The sequence below is a fragment of the Arcticibacter pallidicorallinus genome, assembly GCF_003002875.1.
Taxonomy (GTDB): domain Bacteria; phylum Bacteroidota; class Bacteroidia; order Sphingobacteriales; family Sphingobacteriaceae; genus Arcticibacter; species Arcticibacter pallidicorallinus.
Genome location: NZ_PVTH01000001.1, coordinates 472403 through 496224, shown reverse-complemented (window position 1 = coordinate 496224; position 23822 = coordinate 472403). Strand labels below are relative to the sequence as shown.

Sequence of the window (23822 nt, the reverse complement as noted above, 5' to 3'; positions counted from 1 at the left end):
CGCAATTTCATGGGTAATGTAAACTGGCATCCAGCTGTTAAAGCCATGTACCCTTCTTCATTAAAATACTAATGATGATGTTTCCACATCAAACTAATAATTTAACCGGCATCACACCATCGAAATGCTTTCTCAGATGCTCACCGTCCCCATGAAGAGTCCATACTTCCGAAGGCCTTACAGCCTCAATATACTTCAAAAGATCGTTCCAATCCGCATGATCGGATATATAGATCGACAGATCGTTCTGAGCCTGCAAACGCTTCCATCCGGAGGCGAAAGCTCTCAATACTCCCTTAGCTCTGAAATAACAGTCAAATGTAAGAGGAGGAACAATATAAACAAACCCCTTATCAGGGTATTTCATTAATTTCCGGTTATATGGGGCATAATTCCCCGGATTAAACCCGAAATCTTCATATATTTTCGTGATGCCCACCATCGAATGGTGCAAAAGTACCGAACGTTGCGGACAATGTTCAGTTATTAGATGAACGAGTCGCTGGCTCTTTCCGAGCGAATAAGAACCGAGCAGCACATTGTGAGCGGAGGCATTGAGCTTCCTGATTTCATCGACAGGGTCCGGATGAATTACCTCCGGATTGGCAAAGGTCGTCTCCGTAATCAGCACATCCGCCTGCACGGTATCGATCCGTTCACAGGTAGGGTCGTCCTGCATTTTGATGTCGCCGGTATAGAGATACCTCACACCCTCATATTCCATCAATATCTGAGCCGAGCCCAGAATATGCCCTGCAGCAATCAGCGTTATCTTCACCCCACCTATGTAAAAAGGCTGATGAAAGTCTACGGTGTGGAATTGCTTCGCCGCATTCTTTCTTATCCGCAGCTGCATAATCGCCGCCGTGGCCTTCGTGCAGTAGACCAATTCATTGCCCGGGCAGGCGTGATCTCCATGCGCATGGGTGATAACAGCCATTTTTACCGGCAGCTTGGGGTCGAGGTAAAAGTCTCCTACCCTGCAATATAATCCCGACTCTTTAAAAGCCAGAAAGTCATCTATGATCATTATTTATCAATGCTAAATCAGTTATCTGGTTATGCAGGGCAAGAACCTGCGGTATCACCAGCTGCACCTCGTCATTCAAAATCACGAAGCTCGCCAGTTTATCCTTCTCTTCATCGCTCATCTGCTTATCCATCCGCTTTATTACATCCGCTTTGCTGATACCGTCGCGCAACATGACCCTAGACGTCCGGAGATCCACCGGCGACTTAACCAGTATCGTATATGCACAATCCTTCGAAGAGCCGCTTTCAAAAAGAATGGCTGCTTCCTTCAACACATATAATCCCTTTTGCTTCAAAGACCAGGTGTCAAAGTCCCGAAAAACCGCCGGATGCACCAGTCCGTTCAACTGCTGAAGTCGTTCGGCATTATTAAAAACGATAGCTCCCAAAAATGCCCGGTTAAGCACGAGTCCATTATAAGCCTCCTTGCCAAAGGCCATCTTAATCCCTTCGATAAGTTCAAGATCAGTCTGCATCAGCATTTTCGCCCGTACATCTGCATAATATACCGCAACTCCTAAAAGCTCAAATATCCGGCATACTGTAGTTTTGCCGCTACCGATACCACCGGTGATACCAATTTTCAACATCCGATTATTTTATAAAGAAGTCGACAACCTGAGGATCGACTTTCACCAACTTGATAAACTGAGGGCGCCGTCTCATCAATACGGGGAGCTGCGAGTAACCACCCGTCGGCCTGTCCTTCAGGTCAATAGCGACAGAAAATGAATCCACTTTCACAGCCGGGTAGCGACTAAGCGGAGTCAATACCGTTACCGCCACCCGCTCGGGCAGCACCTGCACTTCCCTTCCGCCCGCGTTCAGGATTTTTACCGGTACCTCTATAATCTTTTCGGTAAACATCTCCACCGGGATTTCCACTTTAACAGACAATGGAAACACATCGATATTGTTCGCTTTCGATTCCATAAAACCTATTTTAGCGGTAATAGGGGCACTTACATCGCTGCGTGTGAGCATAGTTGTAGGCCAGATATCAATCTTTTTCAGTTCTTCGGTTGCTCCATTGACGATAACGTGGTTTGGCGTCATCCTGATAGGCCCCGAAATGCCGTAATTATTCTCAAAACTGAGATTATGCATCAAGCGGATGGGGATTTTCTTAACAGAACGTTTAGAAAAATCGAAAAATAAGGTATCGGGGACAACAGATATAACTTTCTGACTGGAAGTAAACTGCTTGTTTATATCACCCAGTTGATTGGAGAAAACGATGAAGCTACGCGTTTGAAGCGACTTGAGGCTCACATTGATAGCCGTAGGCTGCAAACGTAGTCTGGAAAACAACAACTGCCACCCTGAGCCCTCAATTTGCAACGACACACTATCGTCTTGCAGCGGATGGTATGCCCGGTTTTCGGGCGGATCCACATAGTTGACTTTGGATTCAACCTTGTAAATATAGTTACCCGATAACGCGATCATCATCCAGGTAGAAAATGCGACAATCAAGCAGCTTATAAACACTGTCAAACGCCGTCTTTCAATACGATTCAGAGTTATCAAGGGCATAAAGAATAAAGATATAACAAACTTCCCTTAATAAGCAGAATGCCGTCTTAAAAGACGGCATTCATAATTTCTAGGCTTTAACGGCATTCAGCGCTTTAGACGCGTCAAGCGAAATTGCCGACTTATCAAAGCGAATCTTAGCGCCACTTTCCACTTCGATTAAGAAAGAAGTTTCGTTCATATCAACAATTCTGCCGTGGATACCAGCAGATGTAATTACTTTATCTCCCTTTTTCAGCTCTTCGATAAACTTCTTCTGATCTTTTGCTTTCTTCATCTGCGGACGGATCATGAAAAAGTAGAATACAATGATGATTAACACCATTGGCAAGAAGCTCATCAGCTGAGACGCACCGCCAGCTTGTAGTAAGATTGATACTGTCATTTTGAAATTTATTTAGTTAAAGATTGTACTTCACCCTTGATGAACAGTTCTGTCGAAGGTGTTGCCGCGTTAGACGCAATAATAATCTGCTTATTTTGAATACCCACCTTATTTGAAGTATCGAATACAACCTTGATGATTCCACTCGCACCAGGTGCTATCGGCTCGCGCGGATAGTCGGGTACTGTACAACCACAGCTCGCAGAAGCATTGGTAATTATTAGCGGGCTTGTGCCTGAATTCGTAAATTTAAAGTCGTGAGAAACCTTGTCTCCGTCTGTTGCTTTACCGAAATCATATACCGGGCTTTCGAAAACAATGGTTGCTGCACTCGCTGAATCAGCAGAAACAGAGTCCTGTGAATTCACTTTAGATGATGAGTTGCTGTTACATGCAGATAAACTAATTGCAAGTCCCGCAACGGCGGTGATAAAAAGCTTTTTCATATAAATTTTATTCTATTAATCCCCGACCCACTTTGCGGATTTTACCCGCGGCCTTAAGGTCGGCTAAAATTTTGTCTAAAATACCATTAATAAACAAATTACTTTTAGGGGTACTGAACTCTTTTGCGATTTCGATATACTCGTTCATGGTTACCTTAACCGGTATCCCCTGGAAGTGAATCAGCTCCGCAATGGCCATCTTCATCAACAGGATATCAATGATGGCGATACGATCGGCATCCCAGTTCTTTGTCTTATCCGATATGAACCGTTGAAACTCTTCGTCAAAGGCAATCACCCTCGAGAAGAGGTCGAGGATAAACTCGCGGTCTTCAGACCATGAAGAGCTGATCAGCGCGAGCTTATTTTCGGTAGCAACCTCACTTTGGAAGTTACTGAAAGTTTTGGCAAGCATAGCCTCCAGAACCTCTTTGTCTACCGGCCAGTTAATGAACTTCTCTTCGAAGGTCTGCTCAATCCCGGGCGTTACACGAATGATCTTTTTGTAGATATATTTAATGATGTCTTTCTCGGCACGTAGCGAAGTATCTTCACTCTCGAGATAATTCTGGTAAGTTTCAGAATCTTTCAGGATGTTGAAGATCTGTTTGGTCACCTCAAGATCAAGGCTGGACGCCAAAGAATACTTCTTCGCGTTGATCTGGAAGGCTGGGTTCTCCCTCAGCAGCTGAATAAATTTATTGGTATTGAGCTTGGTATTGGCGTTCAAATCGCTTTCGGATGGGCGGTGCTTATTCGCACGTTCGTCGGCGTCAACAAGTACATAGTCGGCAACATCAACAAGTAAACCGAGCAAGTGGATATACATTTCGTACACTTCATCCACGCTCTCTAATAATTTTTTCTCGAAAACCTTTACTACTTTGTCTTCTGAGGAATTGTACGCATATAGTACCTGTAAAACTTTTACTCTAAGCTGCCTTCTGTTTAACATGTTATAAGAACGATTTGTAATAAATATACCCGACTTACTGACGAACTTCCGCTATTGCGGATCAATTCATTTAGTAAGACCCTTTAATTTTCTTTATATCTGCGATACGCTTCTCTGCAATGATATCTGCCGCCCTGATGGCCGGAATATGGTCACTGGCAGACTTTTGCAATACATTTCTCGTTGCTGAATAAATATTCTCTGCAAGCTGCATGGTACGCTTGCGACTGTAACCTGATAATTCAGAGTAACAGTTGATCATCCCACCGGCGTTGATCAGATAATCCGGTGCGTAAAGGATACCCTTTTCCAAAAGCATTCTTCCGTGCACATCCTCATCAGCCAGCTGGTTGTTTGCCGAACCTGCAATAATCGCGCACTTCATCTTGGGAATAGTCTGCGAATTGACCGTACCTCCCATAGCACAAGGGGCATAAACATCAAATTCAAAATCAAGCAGGTTATTGTTGGAAACAGCCTGCGCACCATACTTGGCGGCTACACGCATCAAACGATCCTCGTTGATATCACTGACGTAAACTTTTGCATGTTCTTCGCGAAGCAAATGAACCAGATTCTCGCCTACCTGACCGATTCCCTGAACGGCTATAGACCGACCCACCAGGCTGTCATTTCCGAAATGCTCCTTTATACAGGCTTTTATACCCATCAGCACCCCTTTGGCAGCTATTGGCGAAGGATCACCGCTTCCACCTAAAGTTTCAGGTACGCCGGTTACATACTGGGTCTCCATCCGGATATATTCCATATCCTTGGTATTGGTACCCAAATCTTCCGCTGTAATGAAGGTTCCGTTGAGATTCTTAATAAAACGACCAAAACGACGCATTAAAGCCTCCGTTTTGTCTGTAGAGCTGTCGCCAATAATGACGGCGTTACCTCCGCCCAGATTAAGTCCGCTGATAGCGGCTTTGTATGTCATCGTGCGTGATAGCCTAAGCACATCACTTAATGCATCTGCTTCTGTGCTGTAAGTCCACATCCTGGTTCCACCTAATGCGGGACCTAATGTGGTATCATGGATGGCAATAATGGCCTTCAATCCTGTATCCTCATCACTACAGAAAACAACGTTCTGATGCGATGACTTACTTAGCTGATTAAAAACAGAACCTTCTTCAAACGACTTTAAAGACATATTTTTTGGGGCGGAATAAGGCTCCAAAAGTAGTAATTTTTCGCGATAATCACGGCAATTTATGGCTGGTTCGCATAATTTCTGAGAAGCGCCGGGCTTGTGAGACTCCCCACCGCCCGTCTTCGGGGTTGCCAGGGCGTTTCATGAACGCCCTGGCAAACTCGAACCAAAGTCGTACCAACGTCGTACCAGCTTCGATAAAACCCATAGAAATGGCGACGCTCTCACGTAGCTGATCCGGGTTTTCCGGCCGGTTGTACAAGACAGTATCAGGCAGGATTAAAGGAGATGTCCCGTAAATATGTACTTTTGTAGAACGCGGTATGAAACATCTGGCCTATCTAAATAAATTCTTTTATAAATATCGTTGGAGACTGCTTCCGGGGATCATCTTCGTGATCATTTCCAACATCTTCGCCGTACTTCCGGCGAGGGTCATACAAATAGCTTTCGACCTGGTAAGCGAGAACATCGGGGTGTACCGGCTGTTCGACGGTTTCGAACGGCAAGAGCTCGTTCACGAGGTATTCAGCTCCAGCCTGCTGTTCTTCGGTGTGCTCGTGCTGGCATTAGCCCTGCTTCGGGGGCTCTTCCTGTTCTTTATGCGGCAAACCATTATTCTTATGTCGCGGCATATTGAATACGATCTCAAGAACGAAATATACGCCCACTACCAGGATCTGTCAATGAGCTTCTACAGGAGAAACGACACCGGTGATCTGATGAACAGGGCTACCGAAGACGTCAGCCGGGTTCGCATGTACGTGGGGCCGGCTATCATGTACAGCCTCAACACGATCGTACTCTTCATTTTGATCATCTTTTCTATGGTTAACGTGAGTGTAAAGCTGGCTTTTTTCAGTCTGCTGCCACTTCCATTAATGGCTATCATCATCTACTACGTCCACTCCATGATCAACACCAGGAGTGAGCAGATCCAGAAACAGCTTTCCCGTTTATCCGGCTTTGCTCAGGAGAACTTCTCCGGAATACGGGTGATCAAATCATACGGGCGGGAAGACGATATCCGCGGGAAGTTTGCCGAAGAAAGTGAGGCCTATAAAAAGACGTCGCTGGCTCTGGTGCAGGTGCAGGCAATCTTCTATCCGGTTTTGCTGCTGCTGATTGGTATTAGCACGATTGTAACGATCTATATCGGCGGACTGGAGGTGATGGACGGCTCCATTTCTGCAGGTAATATTGCCGAGTTTGTAGTGTATGTGAACCAGCTGACGTTTCCGGTGATGTCGCTGGGATGGGTCACATCGCTGATTCAGCGTGCCGCAGCTTCCCAGAAAAGGATCAACGAATTCCTGCATACACCTTCAGACATCCATTTCAAAACATCCTCTCCGCTTCAGATCAAAGGAAAGATTGAATTCCGAAACGTCACCTTTGTCTACCCGGACACGGGCATTAAGGCGCTGAATAATGTGTCCTTTACCATGGAGCCGGGTCAGTTCGTTGCCATAGTGGGCAGAACGGGGTCGGGCAAATCGACCATCGCTAATCTGATCATGCGGATGTACGACCCTACAGAAGGCAGCATACTGATCGACGGCGTACCCCTTCCGGATGTGGATCTCAAGCAATACCGGAGTCAACTGGGCTTTGTTCCTCAGGAAGTCTTCCTGTTTTCAGATACGATAGCAAATAACATCGCCTTTGGCGAAGCGTCTACAGACATGCCGAAAGTGCATCAGGCGGCGAAAGATGCTGCAGTATATGCCAATATCATGAAATTTGAACACGACTTCGAAACGCTGGTTGGCGAAAGGGGTGTAACGCTTTCGGGGGGACAAAAACAGCGTGTTTCCATCGCAAGAGCACTGATTAAGTCTCCGCAGGTTCTCGTTATGGATGATTGCCTTTCAGCGATCGACACGAAGACAGAAGAAGAGATTCTGAGAAATCTGGGAACTAATTTGCAGGGAAAAACGAGCATCCTTATTTCACACCGCGTATCTACCATAAAAAACGCTGATAAGATTCTGGTGTTTGATGAGGGACAAATTGTGGAGCAGGGAAATCATGAAGAACTGTTAGAAACAGACGGGCCTTACCGATATCTGTATGAAAAACAGCTTTTGGAGGACCAGCTGCCCGAAAAAAAGTGATTATCTGTGTAATAAATTGTATTTTGATCTTTAAATATTTATACGTTATATTTACCGCAACCAAACTTTAACTATAACATGGGAGATTTTGAAAACAAAGAGAGAGAAGAGGTTTTTTCAAAGAAAGTAAGAGCCGGGAAACGTACCTATTTTTTTGATGTAAAGTCAACACGTTCAAATGACTATTACATTACGGTTACGGAGAGCAAAAAACGCCTTGAGGATGGGGTTTTTGTTAAGCATAAGATCTTTTTGTACAAGGAAGATTTTGAGAAGTTTGCAGAAGGTCTGAAAGACACCGTAGACTATATCAAAGCTCACCAGGATGTTATAGAAAAAAAGTATGAGTTCAGCGAGCAACCTGTAGAAGTTGCTAAAACAGAGGATGATTTTACATTTTAACGAACTTAACGGTCGTTAAAATCCCTTTATAAGAGATTAAAAAGAGAAACCCTACCGCCTGCGGTAGGGTTTCTCTTTTTTAGAGACTACCCTGATTGATATTTTATATCTTTGCCCTTATTTTTAAACCATGAAGGCTACATCTGGTAATCATTTCCTTGGACTCTCTGATCCTGCTCTTACTGCCTATGATACCAGTAAAGTGGTAATTCAGCAGCTCCCCTATGAGTACACCTCATCTTATATCGCAGGCTCTGCCAAAGGTCCGGCTGCTATTGTTGCGGCCTCCGGTTTTGTAGAATGCTACGATGAGGAGATCGACACCGAAATCGTTGAAGAAACAGGGATCTTCACAGCAGATCCGCTGATTTTTGAGGGCGTTGTTAACGAACAGGCGATTAGCCTGATTGAGGAGTCTACCGGGCGTTTCCTGAAAGACGATAAATTTGTAGTTTCATTGGGAGCTGAGCATACCGTGACCTATGGCATCGTTAAGGCTTTCGTTAAAAAATACCGCAACCTGAGCATCCTTCAGATTGACGCCCATTCTGACCTGCGCCAGAGCTATCAGGATAATCCGCTGTCGCATGCCTGCGTAATGGCACGTATTCACGATTTGGGGCTAACGATCTGTCAGGCTGGTATCCGCGCACAAGCGCGTGAAGAAGCTGAACTGATCAAGTCATCTGAAAACATCCATACCTTCTATGCTCATCAGATCCGGAACAACCCCTTATGGATAGATGAGATCATCGGCCCGCTGAACAACGATGTCTATATCACCATCGACGCCGATGGCTTCGACCCCTCGATCATGCCGGGGGTGGGTACTGCAGAACCCAACGGTTTGTTCTGGACGGAGACACTGGCCTTGCTGCAGCAGGTGTGCAAAGAAAGAAACGTTGTCGGTTTCGATATCGTGGAATGTGCCCCTATCGAAGGCAGTATCCTTTCTGAATATACGCTCGCGAAACTGGCTTATAAGCTCATCGGTTATCGCTTTCAAACCACTGTATAATTAATTACACCAAATTTAAAATTCAACTTACACATATAAATGGCTTTACAATGCGGAATCGTTGGTTTACCCAACGTTGGAAAATCAACTCTTTTTAATTGTTTATCGAATGCTAAAGCACAGGCTGCCAACTTCCCTTTCTGTACGATAGAACCCAATGTTGGTGTTATCACAGTTCCGGATGAGCGTCTGACGAAACTGGCTGAACTGGTTAACCCTAACCGCGTGGTTCCGAATACGATCGAGATCGTAGATATCGCCGGTCTGGTTAAGGGGGCAAGCAAGGGCGAGGGACTTGGAAACCAGTTCCTTGGAAATATTCGTGCTACCAATGCGATCATCCACGTGCTTCGTTGCTTCGATGATGGCAATGTGATTCATGTTGACGGTTCTGTAGACCCCATCCGCGATAAAGAGATCATCGATACCGAACTTCAGCTTAAAGATCTTGACGCGGTAAGCAAGAAGATCCAGAAAGTGGAGAAGATGGCGAAGACCGGTGGAGACAAGGATGCAAAGAAGGCCTATGAGGTTTGCAATGTGGTGAAGACTCACCTGGAATCGGGTAAGTCTGTGCGTACCGCTCCGATTTCTGAAGAGGACAGAGTGTTTATCGAAGACTTGTTCCTGCTGACTGAAAAGCCGGTAGTTTACGTTTGTAATGTTGACGAGAACTCGGTTACAAACGGAAACGCATACGTAGACCGCGTAAAAGAGGCTGTTAAAGAAGAGAACGCGCAGGTGCTGATCATTTCTGCGAAGATTGAGTCGGAGATCGCTGAGCTGGAAAGCTATGAAGAGAGACAGGAATTCCTGAATGATCTTGGCTTGCAGGAATCTGGCGTTAGCCAGTTGATCCGTGCGGCATACCGCCTGCTGAACCTGGGTACCTACTTTACTGCAGGTGTGCAGGAAGTTAGAGCCTGGACCATCACGCTGGGATTCACTGCACCACAGGCTGCCGGTGTTATTCACAGTGACTTTGAAAAAGGGTTTATCCGTGCGGAAGTTATCAAGTACGAAGATTTCATTAAATATGAATCTGAGGCTGCTTGTAAAGAAGCCGGTAAACTGAGTGTGGAGGGTAAGACCTATGTTGTTGCAGATGGCGACATCATGCACTTCCGCTTCAACGTTTAAGACGCTGACTGCTTAAAATATAAAAGGGCTTCATCTTTCGTCAACTTGAAGCCCTTTTCTTTTGTGTCGTCCGTTGGAATGACCTTACGCTATTTTAATGGAGCACTGCTGTACAGATGATATTCCCCCGGACTCAGATCCAGCGTTAGCGAATTGCCAGAGACGTCTATCTGGCTGCCGCTGAAATGGTCATACCACATACCTCCCGCAGGGAACGTTAGGGTGGTCTGTCTCGATACCAGATCGAAGTTTCCAACAACCACCACATTCACCGAAGGGCTCTTCAGGGTAATCGTTTTTACCGCCCCGGTAAGGCTGTACGAGAAATCGGTAGATGAGAACACTGCATTATTCTTCTTCAGGTTGATCAGTCTGGAATAGACCCGATAAAGCACCTTACGCCGGGCATCGTTGTTGTACTGCCAGAGGATCGGCTTCTCCCCTGTTCGCCCGTTCTCATCAATTGACTTATCGTAACCGAGCTCGCCGAACTGCCAGATCATCTTCGGACCGGGAATGGTAAAGAAGAAGGCCGCAGCAAGCTCCTGTCGTTTGAGGGCCGTTGCCAGATCCTTGGTACTGTAAGTACCTGCAGAGCCGCCATACTGGAGGTTTTTGAACATCAGCCGCTCTTCATCATGACTCTCCATATAGGTTACGAGATTGTAGGGTTTCGTAAAACCGTGCTTGTCGTAAAAAGCGCGCGACAGGTCTGAGTTGTTTACATAACCCATGGTCCCTTCGTTATAAGCATGGTTCAGATTATTCCAGAGCATCATGCCTTCGTTGCTTAACTCGGTTTCTTCCGCATCGGCGCCGAAGTGCTCCAGTATAACATAGAACTTAGGATCTATCGTTTTGATGAAGTTATTGTAGTCTTTCCAGATCTGAACACGGCTGGCATCATAAGCGCTCCAGGCATTAACTGCAGCATCGGATGTACCGGAGTTCTTTTGGGTGAAGCCCTTGGAAAGATCGAACCGGAAGCCGTCTACTTTATACTCTTCTATCCAGAACTTCAGGACGTTTTTCACGAAGCGTTTGGTATCGGGACTCTCGTGGTTGAAATCGTACCCTACATTGAACGGATGTGTTGGATCGGCATTGAACCAGGGACTGCTGGCAGAGGGCTTTCCGGCACTCTGGTCAAAGTAGAGCTGCACCATGGGCGATTGCCCGAATGCATGATTCAACACCATGTCCAGAATCACAGCCATTCCTCTGGAATGACATTCATCTATGAGTTGCTGCAGGGCTGCCTTTGTACCGTAATACTTATCTGCGGCAAAAAAGAATGAGGGGTTGTATCCCCAGCTGGAATTGCCTTCAAACTCCTTAACCGGCATCAGCTCGATGGCATTGACACCCAGGCGGCTCAGGTAATTCAGCGTATCTTTCAGTGCGCTGTAGCTATGCGCCCCCAGAAAATCGCGCAGATGCAGTTCATAAATCACCAGATCTTTCGTTTCAGGCCTTTGGAAAGTATTATTTTTCCAGCTGTACTTTGTACTTCCACCTTGTATAACACTCACGTTGCCGGTAGTTTTGCCCTGCGGGTATGCCTTAAGATTCGGGTATACTGCTGAGGGTATGTAGCTGTCGTTCGAGGGGTCAAGGATCTTTTCTGAATAGGGGTCGGCAATTTTGAGCGATCCGTCTACCCAATACTGGTAGGCATATTCTTTTGCGGGATCCAGGTTATCGACCTGTATCCACCAGCTTTTGCCATCTGGCGTCCGTTTCATAAATTGTGCGGCTTCAGACTTCCAGTCATTAAAATCGCCTGCCACATAGGCAAACTGCTTGCCCGGAGCATATAAGTGAAAAATAGCCGAACGACCGCCGTTGATGAAGGTAACGCCCTCTTTAGCCCCCGAAGGGAGCTCTGCAACCTGGACGCTTCCATTTACGGTGAAGGTAAAGGATGACTCGGCAGTGGAGCCTGCATTGGTAGCTACCACTTTGACCGTTTGAGTGCCTGTCCCCTCCACCTTTTGTTTCGCACTGATGGAACTAGCGTTGGAAGCTGTGGCAATCTCTGTCCCGTTGAAATACAGGGTGATGTTTGCCTGCCGCGAGGTTAATGCAGAGATCGTCAGATCCTGCCCCATTTCCTTAACCTGTACGGCTGGTGTGGGCTGGTACATCGGTGAGAACTCTGGATTGATAAAACGTATATCCAGAGCACCTGGCTGGGTGACAGGCAGGTAGATATCGCTGTTGTCGGTGTTTCGGCCTACCCTACTGCCATCTGCATTCCTGAAAAGAAGGGCCAACTTCAGAATCTTTTCTCCCGCAGGAACCTTAAAGAAAGAGCGCGGGCTGATGCTTATTTTAAATAGATTGTTGCCGAGCGGTGTCATCACCGCAGCGGGATCTGCTGTATTGAACGAGCTACTTTTTACATACTTCCAGTCTGAGCTGCCGGTACTTTTATCGGTGATTACCCCGGCATGCATATAGATCTCTCCGGAAGCGTCTTTTAACCCGGCGTTCCCTTTTGTAGCATCAAAAGTAATGGTAACCGCATCTTCCCCGTCAGGGAAAGCAGGCGACCAGGTTATTAGCCCCGCTGAGGCCTCGACTACCGGAACGTCGACATCGTCGATGTCCTTTTTCTTGCAAGCCGACAGGATAAACAGCGGCACAAGCATGTAGATAAATATGTTTTTCATAGGTATGGTTAGTTATATGATAAAGGGCGATTATTGCCGGCGTCTTTCACCCTGATCTTGTACATAAAGCACAGAAATGGCAGCTAAAAACATCAGTACACCCGCCATTACCAGGGCATAAATAGCCTGTCCGCCGAACACCTGCTTCAGAATCATTCCTCCGAAGAATCCATTAACGATCTGTGGGAAGGTGATGAAGAAGTTAAATATCCCCATGTACACGCCCATTTTGCGGGCAGGAATGGAGCTCGACAGGATAGCGTAAGGCATCGCGAGGATACTACCCCAGGCCAGACCTATCCCGATCATAGAAAAGATCAGTAGCTGCGGATCCTCGATGAAGTAGATGGACAGCAGTCCAGCGCCACCTGCGCATAGCGAGAACGCATGCGCGATCTTGCGGCTGGTCATCCTGGCTATTGATGGCAGACAAAGCGCGTAGATTGCCGACACCCCGTTGTAAATTCCGAACAAGATCCCTACCCAGTTGGCCGCGTCGGCATATTGTGTAGATGAGGTATCTCCCGGAAGAACCTTGTAAACATGCTGTGCGATTGCCGGTGTAGAGAACACCCACATCGAAAAAAGCGCAAACCAGGAAAAGAACTGAACTAATCCCAGTTGCTTCATGGTTTTGGGCATATTGGAGAAATCAGTAAAAATACTGAGTATCCCCTTTTGCTCTTCGACTGCAGGCTCGTGTGACTGAAAGCGGGCATGCTCCTCCGGAGAATATTCTTTGGTGGTAAATACGGTCCACAGCAATGTTGTGAGTAAGACCGCCGCACCTACATAAAAAGAGTAAACGACGTTATCTGGCACCTGACCTTCGCCTGCAATCTTGGAAACTCCTATGTATTCAGAGAAAATATAGGGAAGCCAGGAGCCTATAACAGCACCTGCACCGATCAGGAAGGTCTGAACCGAGAAGCCTACACTATGTTGACTATTGGGTAGATTGTCCGCCACGAGCGCCCGGAATGGCTCCATAGCCACGTTAAAAGACGCATCCATGATCATAAGAATACCGGCACCCACCATAATGGGAGGAAGCATATACGCCAGCACAGCGGAGTTGGGCATCAAGATAAGAGCCAGCGCTGCAAGAATCGCACCGACGAGAAAAAATGGTCTTCTGCGACCTAATCTTGTCCAGGTGCGGTCGCTGTAATGGCCGATAATTGGCTGGATGATCATTCCCGTTATAGGCGCTGCTAACCAAAAAAGTGATAAGTGTTCCACGTCTGCGCCGTAGGTTTGCAGGATTCGTGAAGCGTTTCCATTTTGGAGGGCAAAGCCGAACTGGATTCCGAAGAAGCCGAAACTCATGTTCCAAATTTGCCAAAAAGACAGTTTCGGCTTGTCTATAACAGTGCTCATAATTTAGGATTTGTTAGTTAAAACTTGTAAACAAGAGCATCAGACGGCCCCAGGTCTACTGGGATGCCGCCTGATGCCGGATCTACGCTGAAGCTCTCCCTTTTCAGGAGATCCTGTATTTCTATCTGACCCTTCTTAACTCCTTTTAGAAGCTTCTCCGGAAGATTGATGTGGGTTTTCAAGGTCTTTGAGCGGTCGAAGTTAGCAACAACCAATACGCGCTCTTTGCCTGTATAGCGTACGAAAGCATACATCCGGTTGTTGAACTGTGGCTGCTTGGTCAGCTCCATGATTTCTCCGTTTGCAATGGCTTCGGTATCTTTCGATATACGTAGGAGATCGCTGTAGAATTTGCGTAATTCATGTTGCTCCTGACTTAACTTAACACCGTCGAAAGCGCCGTTGTTCATCCATTTCTGATGTTCGGGTACGCCCCAGTAGTCGAAGATGGTGGTGCGGTTATCATCCCCTCCGAAGCCTTCGATACCCTTACCGGGCTCAGCAACTTCTTGTCCGAAGTAGATCATCACCGGTCCGCCGGAAAGCGTAGCAGAGATCACCATGCCCGGTTTGGCAAAGGCGGGATCCCCGGCGAAGCCAGAGGATGCGATCCGTTCTTCATCGTGGTTCTCCAGGAAGCGCAGCATTTTTGACGAAAAACCCTTGCTTTCTACGTTGACCACGTGGCTGATATCTTGAACGTCTGCCTTCGGCTCGTTCCTGATCAGACGCTTTATGCCGTCATAAAGACCTACTTTGTCATACAGATAATCGAACTTACCCTGGCGAATGTACTTTTCATACTGCTTGGGGTTATAAATCTCTGCTATGAAAATAATCTCAGGATTGACTTCTTTGATCTGGGGAATTACCCAGTTCCAGAACTCAACAGGCACCATCTCCGCCATATCACATCTGAAACCGTCAACCTTCTTGCCGGCCCAAAACACGAGTATGTCTTTCATCTTAACCCACACGGGCGGAATCGGATCAAAATAAGTCTTTTCCTTGTTCTGATAGTCAACACCGTAGTTGAGTTTGATGGTTTCGGACCAGTCGCCCAGACTAGGCTTGGCACTAAACACATTATTACCCGTAGCCTTGGCGGGATTCTCATTGAACCGGAGGTCCTTTAAGGGACTTTTGAAGTTTTTGCCCCCGGCATCAGTACCCGAAGGAACCACGAAGGCCTTTCCGGGAATGTAGTAGAAGTCGTTAACGGGAGAAAATGCCTTGGTGACGTCGTCCGTTTCGCCGAAGTCTTTTACACCCGCCGGCTTGGCGTCGGAGTTGTATGTGCGCGCTACGTGATTGGGCACAAAGTCGATAATGACCTTCAGACCATGCTTATGCGTTCTTTCGACGAGGGACTCAAATTCAGCCATCCTGTTCTTCACATCGACGGCAAGATCGGGGGCCACATCGTAGTAATCTCTAATGGCGTAAGGTGATCCGGCTCTACCTTTTACGATATCGGGATCATCGACCAGAATACCCTGCGCGGAATAATCAGTCATCGTAGCGTGTTCGATAATACCGGTGTACCAAACGTGCGTGATACTCATTTTTTTTAGCTCCTCCAGTGCCCTGTCGCTGATATCATTGAACTTGCCAACACCGTTTTCATCTTTCGAACCGTAGAGCTTATTGGTAGTGGTCTTGTTTCCAAATAAGCGAACCATCATTTGATAAATATTGATCTTATCGGATGACTTGTGGGCAGTATTTATCGAATCAGTAGTCGTAGAAGCTGACTTTTTCGCGCGATTACCGCATGATATCCAGACTATGGATGCGATCAGGGCTATCAGGAAGTGAACTTTCATCGAATAATATTTAATTTAAGTAGTAAATCTATTGAAATTCAGCACAATGGTTATCAACATTCACGCTGCTTGATCCGGCCAGAAAAACTGGTTTCCCGAAAAGAAGAATTGTAATATCTTTCTCCGAGCGGTTATTCAGGCATACGCCATCTTTATCTACGTTGATGTTGATCACCGACCCCCGGAAGAAAATATTAAAAGAGAACGACTGCCATTTCTCCGGAAGGAACGGGTGGAACTGTAATTGTCCGTCTCTCACACGCATCCCAGCAAACCCTTCTACTACACTCATCCAGGTACCTGCCATGGAAGTGATATGGAGGCCATCTTCTGTGTCGTTATTATAATCGTCCAGATCGAGGCGCGATGTACGGAGGTAGAACTCATAGGCGCGCTTTTGATCACCCAGTTTTGCTGCCAGGATAGCGTGGACACATGGCGAAAGCGAGCTCTCATGTACGGTAAGTGGCTCATAAAAGTCGAAGTTCCTGCGCAGGGTAACTTCGTCGAACTGATCCTCCAGAAGATACAAGCCCTGTAGAACGTCGGCCTGCTTGATGTAAACCGAACGGAGAATGCGATCCCAGCTCCACTTCTGGTTTAAGGGTCTGTCTGAAGGATCGAGTTCTGAAACGGGTATCAGCTCCTTATCGAGGAAGCCGTCCTGCTGCAGGAATACGCCGCGCTGTTCATCCTGCGGGTAGTACATGTTGTCGATAATATGCTTCCATGCCTGAATTTCTTTATGCGCATCGAAAGACATCTTTGTTGTTAACTCGGTATAGCGATCAGAGTGAGTGCCGCTTACATAGTCAAGTGCTTCGATCGCATATTTCATGCACCAGCAAGCCATGGTGTTGGTGTACCAGTTATTATTGACGTTGTTCTCGTATTCATTCGGACCGGTGACGCCAAGCATAACATATTGCTTCCTGGCCTCACTCCAGTTAACCCTTTGGCTCCAGAACCGTGCTATGCCGACCAGAACTTCGAGTCCGTATTCACTGAGATACTCCTGGTCGCCAGTATAGCGGATGTAATTGTAAATGGCAAAAGCAATGGCGCCGTTTCTGTGGATCTCTTCGAAAGTGATCTCCCATTCATTATGGCATTCTTCTCCATTGATGGTTACCATCGGATATAAGGCTGCTCCGTCTTTAAAGCCTAGCTTTTGCGCGTTCTCAATGGCTTTCTGCAAATGCTTATAGCGATAAATCAGCAGCTTGCGTGTCACATCGGGCGAGGCTGTAGCCAGATAAAATGGCACACAATACGCTTCCGTATCCCAATATGTTGAACCTCCGTATTTCTCCCCGGTGAAGCCCTTCGGGCCGATATTGAGACGCTCGTCTTCGCCTGTATAGGTTTGGTTGAGCTGGAAGATGTTAAAGCGAATTCCCTGCTGAGCCTCGACATCGCCTTTAATGATGATGTCACTTTCTTTCCACTTCTCTGCCCAGGCAGAAGCCTGCTCCTGAAGCATTGTGTCAAAGCCTTTCGCTGATACTCGGTTTAAGAGATCTTTACTTGCCTGCAGCAGCTGGTCTTTAGGATAATTTTCAGAAGATAAGTTGACCGCATATTTGAAGATCCGGATCTCCTCTCCCGCTTTTATGTTAATCTGAAGACGTGCGCCAACATGCTTCTCCTTCATCAGCTCTTCGATATCATAATGCTGATCGGTATCAACGCTGAATCGGGTAGCGGTACATACATCAAAAGCTGTTTTCTTCGTCCGCAGCGTCAGGTAAGCATCCGCCCCTTTGACTTCCTTATAGACTTCATCCCAGAACTTCTCGTCATAGTTAGAGTCCTGATTCTGCACATCCCCGTCGATATAAGGAATGATGGTAAGTACATCATCAAAGTTCAGCGCTTTTAGGGAATATTGAATAGCGGCAGCTTCGTCGTCTACGATACTGCAGAAACGTTTTGCGCAAACCTGAAGCATTTTGCCGCTTTGAAGTTTAGCTGTGAAGGTGCGTTCCAGGTAGCCTTCTTTCATATTCAATACCCGCTTAAAATTTGACACCTCAGCGGTGTAGAGGTCGAGCGTTTCTTCACCAATCCGTATGTCTATCCCGATCCAATTGGCAGCATTGAGCACTTTGGCAAAGTATTCCGGGTATCCGTTCTTCCACCATCCCACGCGGGTTTTGTCGGGATAATAAATCCCGGCAACGTAGTTCCCTTGTAGTGTTTCGCCGGAATAGTTCTCTTCAAAGTTTGCCCTCTGCCCCATGCGCCCGTTACCCAGACTGAAGATGCTTTCTGATATTTTATTTAAATGAGGATCAAAACCTTCCTCTATGATATTCCACTCGTCAGCAACGATATACTTCTTCATTTTATTCGAAAAAAAATTATTCAGCTAATACAGACTACAGGGCGTCCAACATATTGACGCGAAACGCTGAGAGTCCACTTACAACTACATCGGCATCGCCTAATATTTCAGGGGACCCGATCCCGATCACTTTCATTCCGCCTGCGCGGGCAGCCTGCACTCCGGCCAGGGCATCTTCAAAAACGACACATTGCTGTGGTGGTATTTGAAGAGCTTCAGCACCTTTAAGAAAGACTTCCGGATCTGGCTTGGACGCAGAGACAACATTTCCATCAATGATGACATCGAAAAATGGGAGTAAGCCGGTGCGTTCGAGGATGAGGCCGGAGTTCTTACTTGCGGATCCTAAGGCTGATTTTAAGCCTGCAGCCTTCACCTCCTGGAGGAATTCTTTAGCGCCAGGCAGAATCTCGTCGGGAGTCATAGCCTGAATCATTTCCACGTACCAGGTGTTTTTGCGCGTAGCAAGTTCCAGCTTTTCAGCGGGTGTTTTTTCTACCCCACCCCAACCGAGGATGAGCTCAAGGGATTGAACCCTGCTGATCCCCTTGAGTTTTTCGTTATCTTCTTCGGTAAAGTCGAAGCCCAGTTCGTTAGCCAGGCGCTTCCAGGCGCGGTAGTGATATACGGCTGTATCGACTATTACTCCGTCCAGGTCAAATATACAAGCTCTTATTTGTGACATTTTATTTCTGTAATTCCAGCACAAGAGTGGTCTTTGCGGGAATATTGATGGTTAGCAGTGAATTGATTTTTTGAGAAGTGATGACGTTCAAAGCGCTATTGAAGCCATCGAGGCGCTCATTGAATCGTTTCAATGATAGATCCGAAATGGTGTCATTCGTGTTCATAACGATCATCACCGTTTTATCTGCGTTATACCGGAAGTACACGTAAATGCCGTTTTCAGGCACATACTGCATCAGCTTACCGGTTTGCAGCACCTCGTTGTTCTTACGGTAGTTGGCCAGCGTACGCACGAAATTGAAGGCTTCGTTCTCTTTTGGCGTACGACCCTGCGCGGTAAATTTGTTCTCTTTATCGCCAGACCAGCCACCTTTAAAGTCTTCACGAACAAGACCATCCGGGTTAGAGAAGTTCTTCATGAGAATCTCAGTACCATAGTACAGCTGAGGGATTCCCCTGGTGGTCAGCAACCAGGCTATACCCGATTTGAAGTCATCAAAATCTTCACCGATCACCGAATAGAATCTGCTCAGGTCATGATTATCAAGAAACACCACATTTCTTGTGGCATCCTGATACATGAAGTCGCTTGCGATGGTGGTGTAAAGCTTATTTACGCCCTCATTCCAACCAAACTTTCCGTTCAGGGTTTCGTTGATGCCCCAGAGTGTCTGGAAATCTGTAACTCCGGGAAGTTCGGTATCGAAACCTCTGTTGATTGTATTTCCCTGGGTAAAGAACGCCTGATTCGGGATGCCGTGCACCCAGGTCTCAGCGAAGAAAGTAAAGCGAGGATATTCTGCCTTTATGAATTTAGCCCATTCAGCCATGAACTCCGGATCATTATAAGCGTAGGTATCCAGACGAAAACCGTCCAGACCCGCGTACTCGATCCACCAGATGTGACTCTGAGTTAGGTAGTTTTTCACGAATTCATTCTTTTGGTTCAGGTCAGGCATATGCCCATCGAACCATCCGTCGGTCATGATCTTTTTGTCTGCCTCTGATGCATACGGATCGAATAACACCTGATCTTTGAAGGATGATTTAGTGAATTCGGGCCAGTTATGTACCCAGTCTTTGGAAGGCATATCCTTCAGGATCCAGTGCTGACTTCCGAAGTGGTTATGTACCAAATCTTTGATCACTTTTATTCCACGGGCATGAGACTCATCAACCAACTTTTTATACAGCGCGTTATCGCCAAAACGGGGGTCAATCTTGTAGTTCTCCGTGTTAGCATAGCCATGGTAAGACGTTTTAGGCTGGTCATTCTCCAACACCGGGTTCAGCCATAGGGCGGTTACGCCGAGGTCTTCCAGGTAATCGAGATGGTTAATGATGCCCTGCAGGTCTCCCCCGTGTCGGTAATACATGGAATCACGGTTTAGCGCCGTTTCCTGCATCCCTTTAATCACGTCGTTGCGCTTATCGCCATTGGCAAAGCGGTCGGGCATGATGAGATACATAAAATCTTTGTTCGTTACCCCCATGATGCGGTTGGACGACTTATCACGATCCTTCAGCTCATAGGTATAGCTGAGTTTCTTCTGATTCTTTCCCTGGAACTCAATGTTGAATTTACCCGGCCTGGCCTCTGCTGAAATCAGCAGGTCAAGGAAGAGATAATTGGGGTTCTCGACTTTGTGGACTTGCGAAAGCGTTACGCCCGCATAATTGAGCTTAACCTCGCGGGACGCTATACCATTACCATGAACGACCAACTGTAGTTTAGGATTGTTCATACCTACCCACCAGAAAGAGGGTTCCACTCTCTCGAGAGCCGGTATCTGAGCAAATGCCTGGAACTGCAGGAAAAGACAGAGCAGGCCTAAAGTAAATTTTAATTTCATTCCTTATGTATTTTGGAGGATGTCGCAGCAGCAGGCTGTGCTTCCGACAGGTTTAAAGCATACAAATAAGCATACTGCATGGCTCCTATGGGAGATCCCGGCAGTATGCATTTAGATTACTTCTTCGTTAGCTTATAGATATAGTAGGCGCCGTTGGAGAGGTCTAGAACAACATCATAGGTTCCTGCTTCTTCCACCTTCAAATTGTCTGTTCCGAAGCTCAATACGCCATCAGCACTTCCAACTCCAAGGTTAACGTCCCAGCCACCATTGGCTCTGAACTTGTACTCTCCGGCCGTTAGCGAAACGGTAGCTTTCCAAACCTTCGCTTCCGCATCATAAGCAAGCGGAGTATCCGCATCCCAGCCACCTGGAGTAGCAGCACCAATTAGCGCCCAGGTTGTCTTTGCTGCAGACCAGGTGAGGGTCTTGTCGTTGAACTTGATGTAGTAGTAACCCGGCCCTTCTTGAGTAATGTTCCCACCGGTAGTGCTGAGCACACCTGGACCCGCATTACCATAAGCTGGTTCTGTCCAGTTTCTGGCCGTAGTTATCTTAAACTCGGTTTTAGCTTCTGGGAAATTGACAAAGCCTTCGTAGGCTCCATCATTCTTAGCAGAGCGGATTGCAGGAGCAGTTTCTGGCGACCATCCCTGGTGACTACCTACGACGAATAAAGAAGGATAGTCAGGAATACTTGAAACAAGATAAGGTGTTACTTTCATACCGACTACATTCGAGTATACCGGCACGGAATTCTCAGAAAGCATCGACTTCAGACGAATCTCCAGAGAAGACTCTTTACCCGCGGGTAACTGAAGCCTGTTCAGCAGCAGTGCGTTGAAGTCAGCTCCATTGTACTTTCCAACAGTTCTGCCTGTCATATCAATTTGATAAGGAGAAGCAAAATTCTGCCCCACCGAGTCGATCTCCAGTGTATATTTTGTTATACCAATCGCCTGACCAGGCTCAGACCAGGTTACATCATATGGATTCCAGGAGAACGAAATGACTGTATCTGCCGCAGTTTCTTTGGACAGGATCAAAGCATTTGAGGACGATGTGAGTACCGGAGACTCTCCAGTACTGATGGTTAACATCTCCTCGTCCTTTGTACAGGACGCAAGCACGAACATACTGAGTGCCAGTACCCCTATATTTTTAAATATCTTTTTCATCAGACTATAATTTCTTTTTTGCGGTGAAGAAACTATCATAAGCAGGATTCGCTGCACTGAGTAAACCCCATGCCCATGATAGTTTCCTATATCGGAATATCTTAGTAACCGGTATTCTGTGTCAGGTTTGGATTCGCGATAACATCAGAAGCCGGAAGTGGATACAGCGTACGGTAAGGCTCAACAGCCTTTCCGTTAATAACGCCACCCTTGTACGGCCACAAATAGGTTCCTTCTACAAACTTGGCGTAGCGAATAAGATCGGTACGTCTGAAGCCTTCCCAATACAGCTCTCTGGCACGCTCGTTCAGAATATCATCAACAGTAAGTGCAGATACATTTCCCGAAGTGTTACCGTAAGCCCGCTGACGCAGAAGATTTACGTAGTTCACTGCAGTTGCAGCGCTGCCTGTCCCTCCGCGAAGTACCGCTTCAGCATAAATCAGATGCATCTCCGCCAGGCGGAACAAAGGAAAGTCTGTAGAACAGAAAGTACCGCCAATAGATTCGGCAGTTGCGCCTGTCGATGTAAGGTTAGTAAACTTCGTCACAGCAAGGCCTTCTTTAAAAACCGACATGTCGTTGATTACCGGATTATCGCCAAAGAACATAGCTCTCTTATCGGCCGTTGTTTTGTAATTTCCAAAAACAGCTGGTAGGTTCTCACGGCTGCGGTTTCCACCCCACCCACCTCTTGGAATACCAAAGTTTTCAGGTTTCATATCGCCATTCACAGCAGCATTGATCAGGTAGGTAGTACCGCCGTAGTTCTGTGTTTTCACACCATCATAGTTGATAGAAAAGATTACCTCCGGATTGTTCAGGTGGTTATCAGCTTTAAACAAGTTGGCGTAAGAGGTGTGCAGTGAATATTTACCGGAGTTGATTACTTTTTCGGCATAATTTGCTGCTTCTGTAAACTTAGGCGTGCCTGTGTATACCTGAGCATTCAAATAAAGTCTGGCCAGTAGCGCCCATGCAGCGCCTTTACTTACACGTCCATATTCATTCGTATCCTTTAGGTTCGCTTCAATAGCGAGCAGTTCAGACTCGACGTACTTGAAAAGATCTGCGCGGGAAATCTGCTTTGGAGATTCCTTTCCCACCTTACTTTCTTCTGTTACGAAAGGGGGATTGCCGAAAAGATCCATTAGAACCCAGTATTGGAAAGCTCTTAAGAAGCGTGCTTCATTAGCATAATCCTTAATATTGGTAGCTTCCGCACCGCTGATGCCTCTTGAAGCCAGCTTCGCGTCGGTGCTCTCACGTAAAAATTCATTAACCAATGTTACCTGATAGATGCTGCGTGCGTATACGCCCAGTAACATAATATTTGACGATGACCAGTTCAGGTAATCCAGTCCGGGAATACCATCGTCGCCCACCCAGGCGCAAGCAGCCTCGTCCGTAGGTAATTGCTGCACCATCCAGTATAAGCGCAGGAAGTCAGACGTTCCGGCATCAATTCCCCCAAGATCTCCTGACCCGGGGCCTTGATTACCCGTATTCGCCATACTTCCATATACCTTCGCGATCCCGCTCTTGTAGCCCTCAGGTGTGGAGTAGGCAACATCTGCAGTTATATCATTTGTCGGCGCCAGGTTTAGATCTTTCTTACATGAAGAAGCAAGAAATAGCAAACCTATTATCGCTGTGAATATTTTATTCTGTTTTTTCATCTCGATT

General features: G+C 46.7%; 19 protein-coding genes. 4 read left to right on the top strand and 15 right to left on the bottom strand.

Annotated elements, in window-relative coordinates:
- Window positions 1-88: 88 nt before the first annotated feature.
- The 7 genes from B0I27_RS02000 to B0I27_RS01970 form a co-directional block, all read right to left on the bottom strand.
- Complete coding sequence (locus tag B0I27_RS02000) at window positions 89-1030, bottom strand: MBL fold metallo-hydrolase (protein WP_106290849.1); 942 nt, start codon at window positions 1028-1030, stop codon at window positions 89-91.
- Entirely contained in the window at window positions 1017-1622 is a 606-nt protein-coding gene (gene coaE / locus B0I27_RS01995) for a dephospho-CoA kinase (protein WP_106290847.1), read from the bottom strand. Before coaE ends, B0I27_RS02000 begins: the two co-directional genes overlap by 14 nt.
- 4 nt (window positions 1623-1626) lie before the next feature.
- Window positions 1627-2484, bottom strand: coding sequence for a hypothetical protein (locus tag B0I27_RS01990; protein ID WP_181276651.1), 858 nt, complete (start codon window positions 2482-2484; stop codon window positions 1627-1629).
- Window positions 2485-2638: 154 nt separating this feature from the next.
- Window positions 2639-2953: a preprotein translocase subunit YajC gene (yajC, locus tag B0I27_RS01985; protein ID WP_106290843.1), complete on the bottom strand. Its 315-nt coding sequence runs from the start codon at window positions 2951-2953 to the stop codon at window positions 2639-2641.
- 8 nt (window positions 2954-2961) lie between these two features.
- Window positions 2962-3399 carry a DUF1573 domain-containing protein gene (locus B0I27_RS01980; RefSeq protein WP_106290841.1) on the bottom strand — a complete coding sequence of 146 codons (438 nt, stop codon included), beginning with the start codon at window positions 3397-3399 and terminating at the stop codon, window positions 2962-2964.
- Between the two features lie 7 nt (window positions 3400-3406).
- Window positions 3407-4354: a transcription antitermination factor NusB gene (gene nusB / locus B0I27_RS01975; protein ID WP_106290839.1), complete on the bottom strand. Its 948-nt coding sequence runs from the start codon at window positions 4352-4354 to the stop codon at window positions 3407-3409.
- Between the two features lie 70 nt (window positions 4355-4424).
- Window positions 4425-5513: a Glu/Leu/Phe/Val family dehydrogenase gene (locus B0I27_RS01970; protein WP_106290837.1), complete on the bottom strand. Its 1089-nt coding sequence runs from the start codon at window positions 5511-5513 to the stop codon at window positions 4425-4427.
- A 323-nt stretch (window positions 5514-5836) separates the two neighbouring features.
- Between B0I27_RS01970 and B0I27_RS01965 the strand changes: the two genes are divergently transcribed.
- The 4 genes from B0I27_RS01965 (at window position 5837) to ychF (ending at window position 10190) form a co-directional block, all read left to right on the top strand.
- On the top strand, window positions 5837-7630 hold the full coding sequence (locus B0I27_RS01965) for an ABC transporter ATP-binding protein (RefSeq protein ID WP_106290835.1): 1794 nt from the start codon (window positions 5837-5839) through the stop codon (window positions 7628-7630).
- A gap of 78 nt (window positions 7631-7708) precedes the next feature.
- Entirely contained in the window at window positions 7709-8032 is a 324-nt protein-coding gene (locus B0I27_RS01960) for a DUF3276 family protein (RefSeq protein ID WP_106290833.1), read from the top strand.
- Window positions 8033-8162: 130 nt separating this feature from the next.
- Window positions 8163-9050, top strand: coding sequence for an agmatinase (gene speB / locus B0I27_RS01955; RefSeq protein ID WP_106290831.1), 888 nt, complete (start codon window positions 8163-8165; stop codon window positions 9048-9050).
- Window positions 9051-9089: 39 nt separating this feature from the next.
- Entirely contained in the window at window positions 9090-10190 is a 1101-nt protein-coding gene (ychF, locus tag B0I27_RS01950) for a redox-regulated ATPase YchF (protein WP_106290829.1), read from the top strand.
- An 89-nt stretch (window positions 10191-10279) separates the two neighbouring features.
- On the opposite strand, the gene B0I27_RS01945 is transcribed toward ychF, so the two are convergent.
- The 8 genes from B0I27_RS01945 to B0I27_RS01910 form a co-directional block, all read right to left on the bottom strand.
- Window positions 10280-12865 carry a DUF4961 domain-containing protein gene (locus B0I27_RS01945; protein WP_106290827.1) on the bottom strand — a complete coding sequence of 862 codons (2586 nt, stop codon included), beginning with the start codon at window positions 12863-12865 and terminating at the stop codon, window positions 10280-10282.
- A 30-nt stretch (window positions 12866-12895) separates the two neighbouring features.
- A complete protein-coding gene (locus tag B0I27_RS01940; protein ID WP_106290825.1) occupies window positions 12896-14245 on the bottom strand; it encodes an MFS transporter in 1350 nt (449 codons plus the stop codon).
- Window positions 14246-14262: 17 nt separating this feature from the next.
- The gene (locus B0I27_RS01935; RefSeq protein ID WP_106290823.1) at window positions 14263-16071 is read right to left on the bottom strand and encodes an alpha-amylase family protein; all 1809 of its coding nucleotides are present in this window, start codon (window positions 16069-16071) and stop codon (window positions 14263-14265) included.
- 28 nt (window positions 16072-16099) lie between these two features.
- Window positions 16100-18418, bottom strand: a complete 2319-nt coding sequence (locus B0I27_RS01930; protein WP_106290821.1) for a glycoside hydrolase family 65 protein — start codon at window positions 18416-18418, stop codon at window positions 16100-16102.
- A gap of 34 nt (window positions 18419-18452) precedes the next feature.
- Window positions 18453-19103 (bottom strand): beta-phosphoglucomutase, encoded by a 651-nt coding sequence (gene pgmB, locus B0I27_RS01925; protein ID WP_106290819.1) that lies wholly within the window; start codon window positions 19101-19103, stop codon window positions 18453-18455.
- A 1-nt stretch (window position 19104) separates the two neighbouring features.
- Window positions 19105-20958 carry a glycoside hydrolase family 13 protein gene (locus B0I27_RS01920; RefSeq protein WP_106290817.1) on the bottom strand — a complete coding sequence of 618 codons (1854 nt, stop codon included), beginning with the start codon at window positions 20956-20958 and terminating at the stop codon, window positions 19105-19107.
- A 116-nt stretch (window positions 20959-21074) separates the two neighbouring features.
- Entirely contained in the window at window positions 21075-22136 is a 1062-nt protein-coding gene (locus B0I27_RS01915) for a SusE domain-containing protein (protein WP_181276650.1), read from the bottom strand.
- A gap of 101 nt (window positions 22137-22237) precedes the next feature.
- Complete coding sequence (locus B0I27_RS01910; RefSeq protein ID WP_106290813.1) at window positions 22238-23815, bottom strand: RagB/SusD family nutrient uptake outer membrane protein; 1578 nt, start codon at window positions 23813-23815, stop codon at window positions 22238-22240.
- Window positions 23816-23822 lie beyond the last annotated feature (7 nt).

Excerpts from the sequence above, each read along its gene's own strand:
- B0I27_RS02000 (WP_106290849.1), bottom strand. The coding sequence starts at position 1,030 with ATGATCATAGATGACTTTCTGGCTTTTAAAGAGTCGGGATTATATTGC.
- coaE (WP_106290847.1), bottom strand. The coding sequence starts at position 1,622 with ATGTTGAAAATTGGTATCACCGGTGGTATCGGTAGCGGCAAAACTACA.
- B0I27_RS01990 (WP_181276651.1), bottom strand. The coding sequence starts at position 2,484 with ATGATGATCGCGTTATCGGGTAACTATATTTACAAGGTTGAATCCAAA.
- yajC (WP_106290843.1), bottom strand. The coding sequence starts at position 2,953 with ATGACAGTATCAATCTTACTACAAGCTGGCGGTGCGTCTCAGCTGATG.
- B0I27_RS01980 (WP_106290841.1), bottom strand. The coding sequence starts at position 3,399 with ATGAAAAAGCTTTTTATCACCGCCGTTGCGGGACTTGCAATTAGTTTA.
- nusB (WP_106290839.1), bottom strand. The coding sequence starts at position 4,354 with ATGTTAAACAGAAGGCAGCTTAGAGTAAAAGTTTTACAGGTACTATAT.
- B0I27_RS01970 (WP_106290837.1), bottom strand. The coding sequence starts at position 5,513 with ATGTCTTTAAAGTCGTTTGAAGAAGGTTCTGTTTTTAATCAGCTAAGT.
- B0I27_RS01965 (WP_106290835.1), top strand. The coding sequence starts at position 5,837 with ATGAAACATCTGGCCTATCTAAATAAATTCTTTTATAAATATCGTTGG.
- B0I27_RS01960 (WP_106290833.1), top strand. The coding sequence starts at position 7,709 with ATGGGAGATTTTGAAAACAAAGAGAGAGAAGAGGTTTTTTCAAAGAAA.
- speB (WP_106290831.1), top strand. The coding sequence starts at position 8,163 with ATGAAGGCTACATCTGGTAATCATTTCCTTGGACTCTCTGATCCTGCT.
- ychF (WP_106290829.1), top strand. The coding sequence starts at position 9,090 with ATGGCTTTACAATGCGGAATCGTTGGTTTACCCAACGTTGGAAAATCA.
- B0I27_RS01945 (WP_106290827.1), bottom strand. The coding sequence starts at position 12,865 with ATGAAAAACATATTTATCTACATGCTTGTGCCGCTGTTTATCCTGTCG.
- B0I27_RS01940 (WP_106290825.1), bottom strand. The coding sequence starts at position 14,245 with ATGAGCACTGTTATAGACAAGCCGAAACTGTCTTTTTGGCAAATTTGG.
- B0I27_RS01935 (WP_106290823.1), bottom strand. The coding sequence starts at position 16,071 with ATGAAAGTTCACTTCCTGATAGCCCTGATCGCATCCATAGTCTGGATA.
- B0I27_RS01930 (WP_106290821.1), bottom strand. The coding sequence starts at position 18,418 with ATGAAGAAGTATATCGTTGCTGACGAGTGGAATATCATAGAGGAAGGT.
- pgmB (WP_106290819.1), bottom strand. The coding sequence starts at position 19,103 with ATGTCACAAATAAGAGCTTGTATATTTGACCTGGACGGAGTAATAGTC.
- B0I27_RS01920 (WP_106290817.1), bottom strand. The coding sequence starts at position 20,958 with ATGAAATTAAAATTTACTTTAGGCCTGCTCTGTCTTTTCCTGCAGTTC.
- B0I27_RS01915 (WP_181276650.1), bottom strand. The coding sequence starts at position 22,136 with ATGAAAAAGATATTTAAAAATATAGGGGTACTGGCACTCAGTATGTTC.
- B0I27_RS01910 (WP_106290813.1), bottom strand. The coding sequence starts at position 23,815 with ATGAAAAAACAGAATAAAATATTCACAGCGATAATAGGTTTGCTATTT.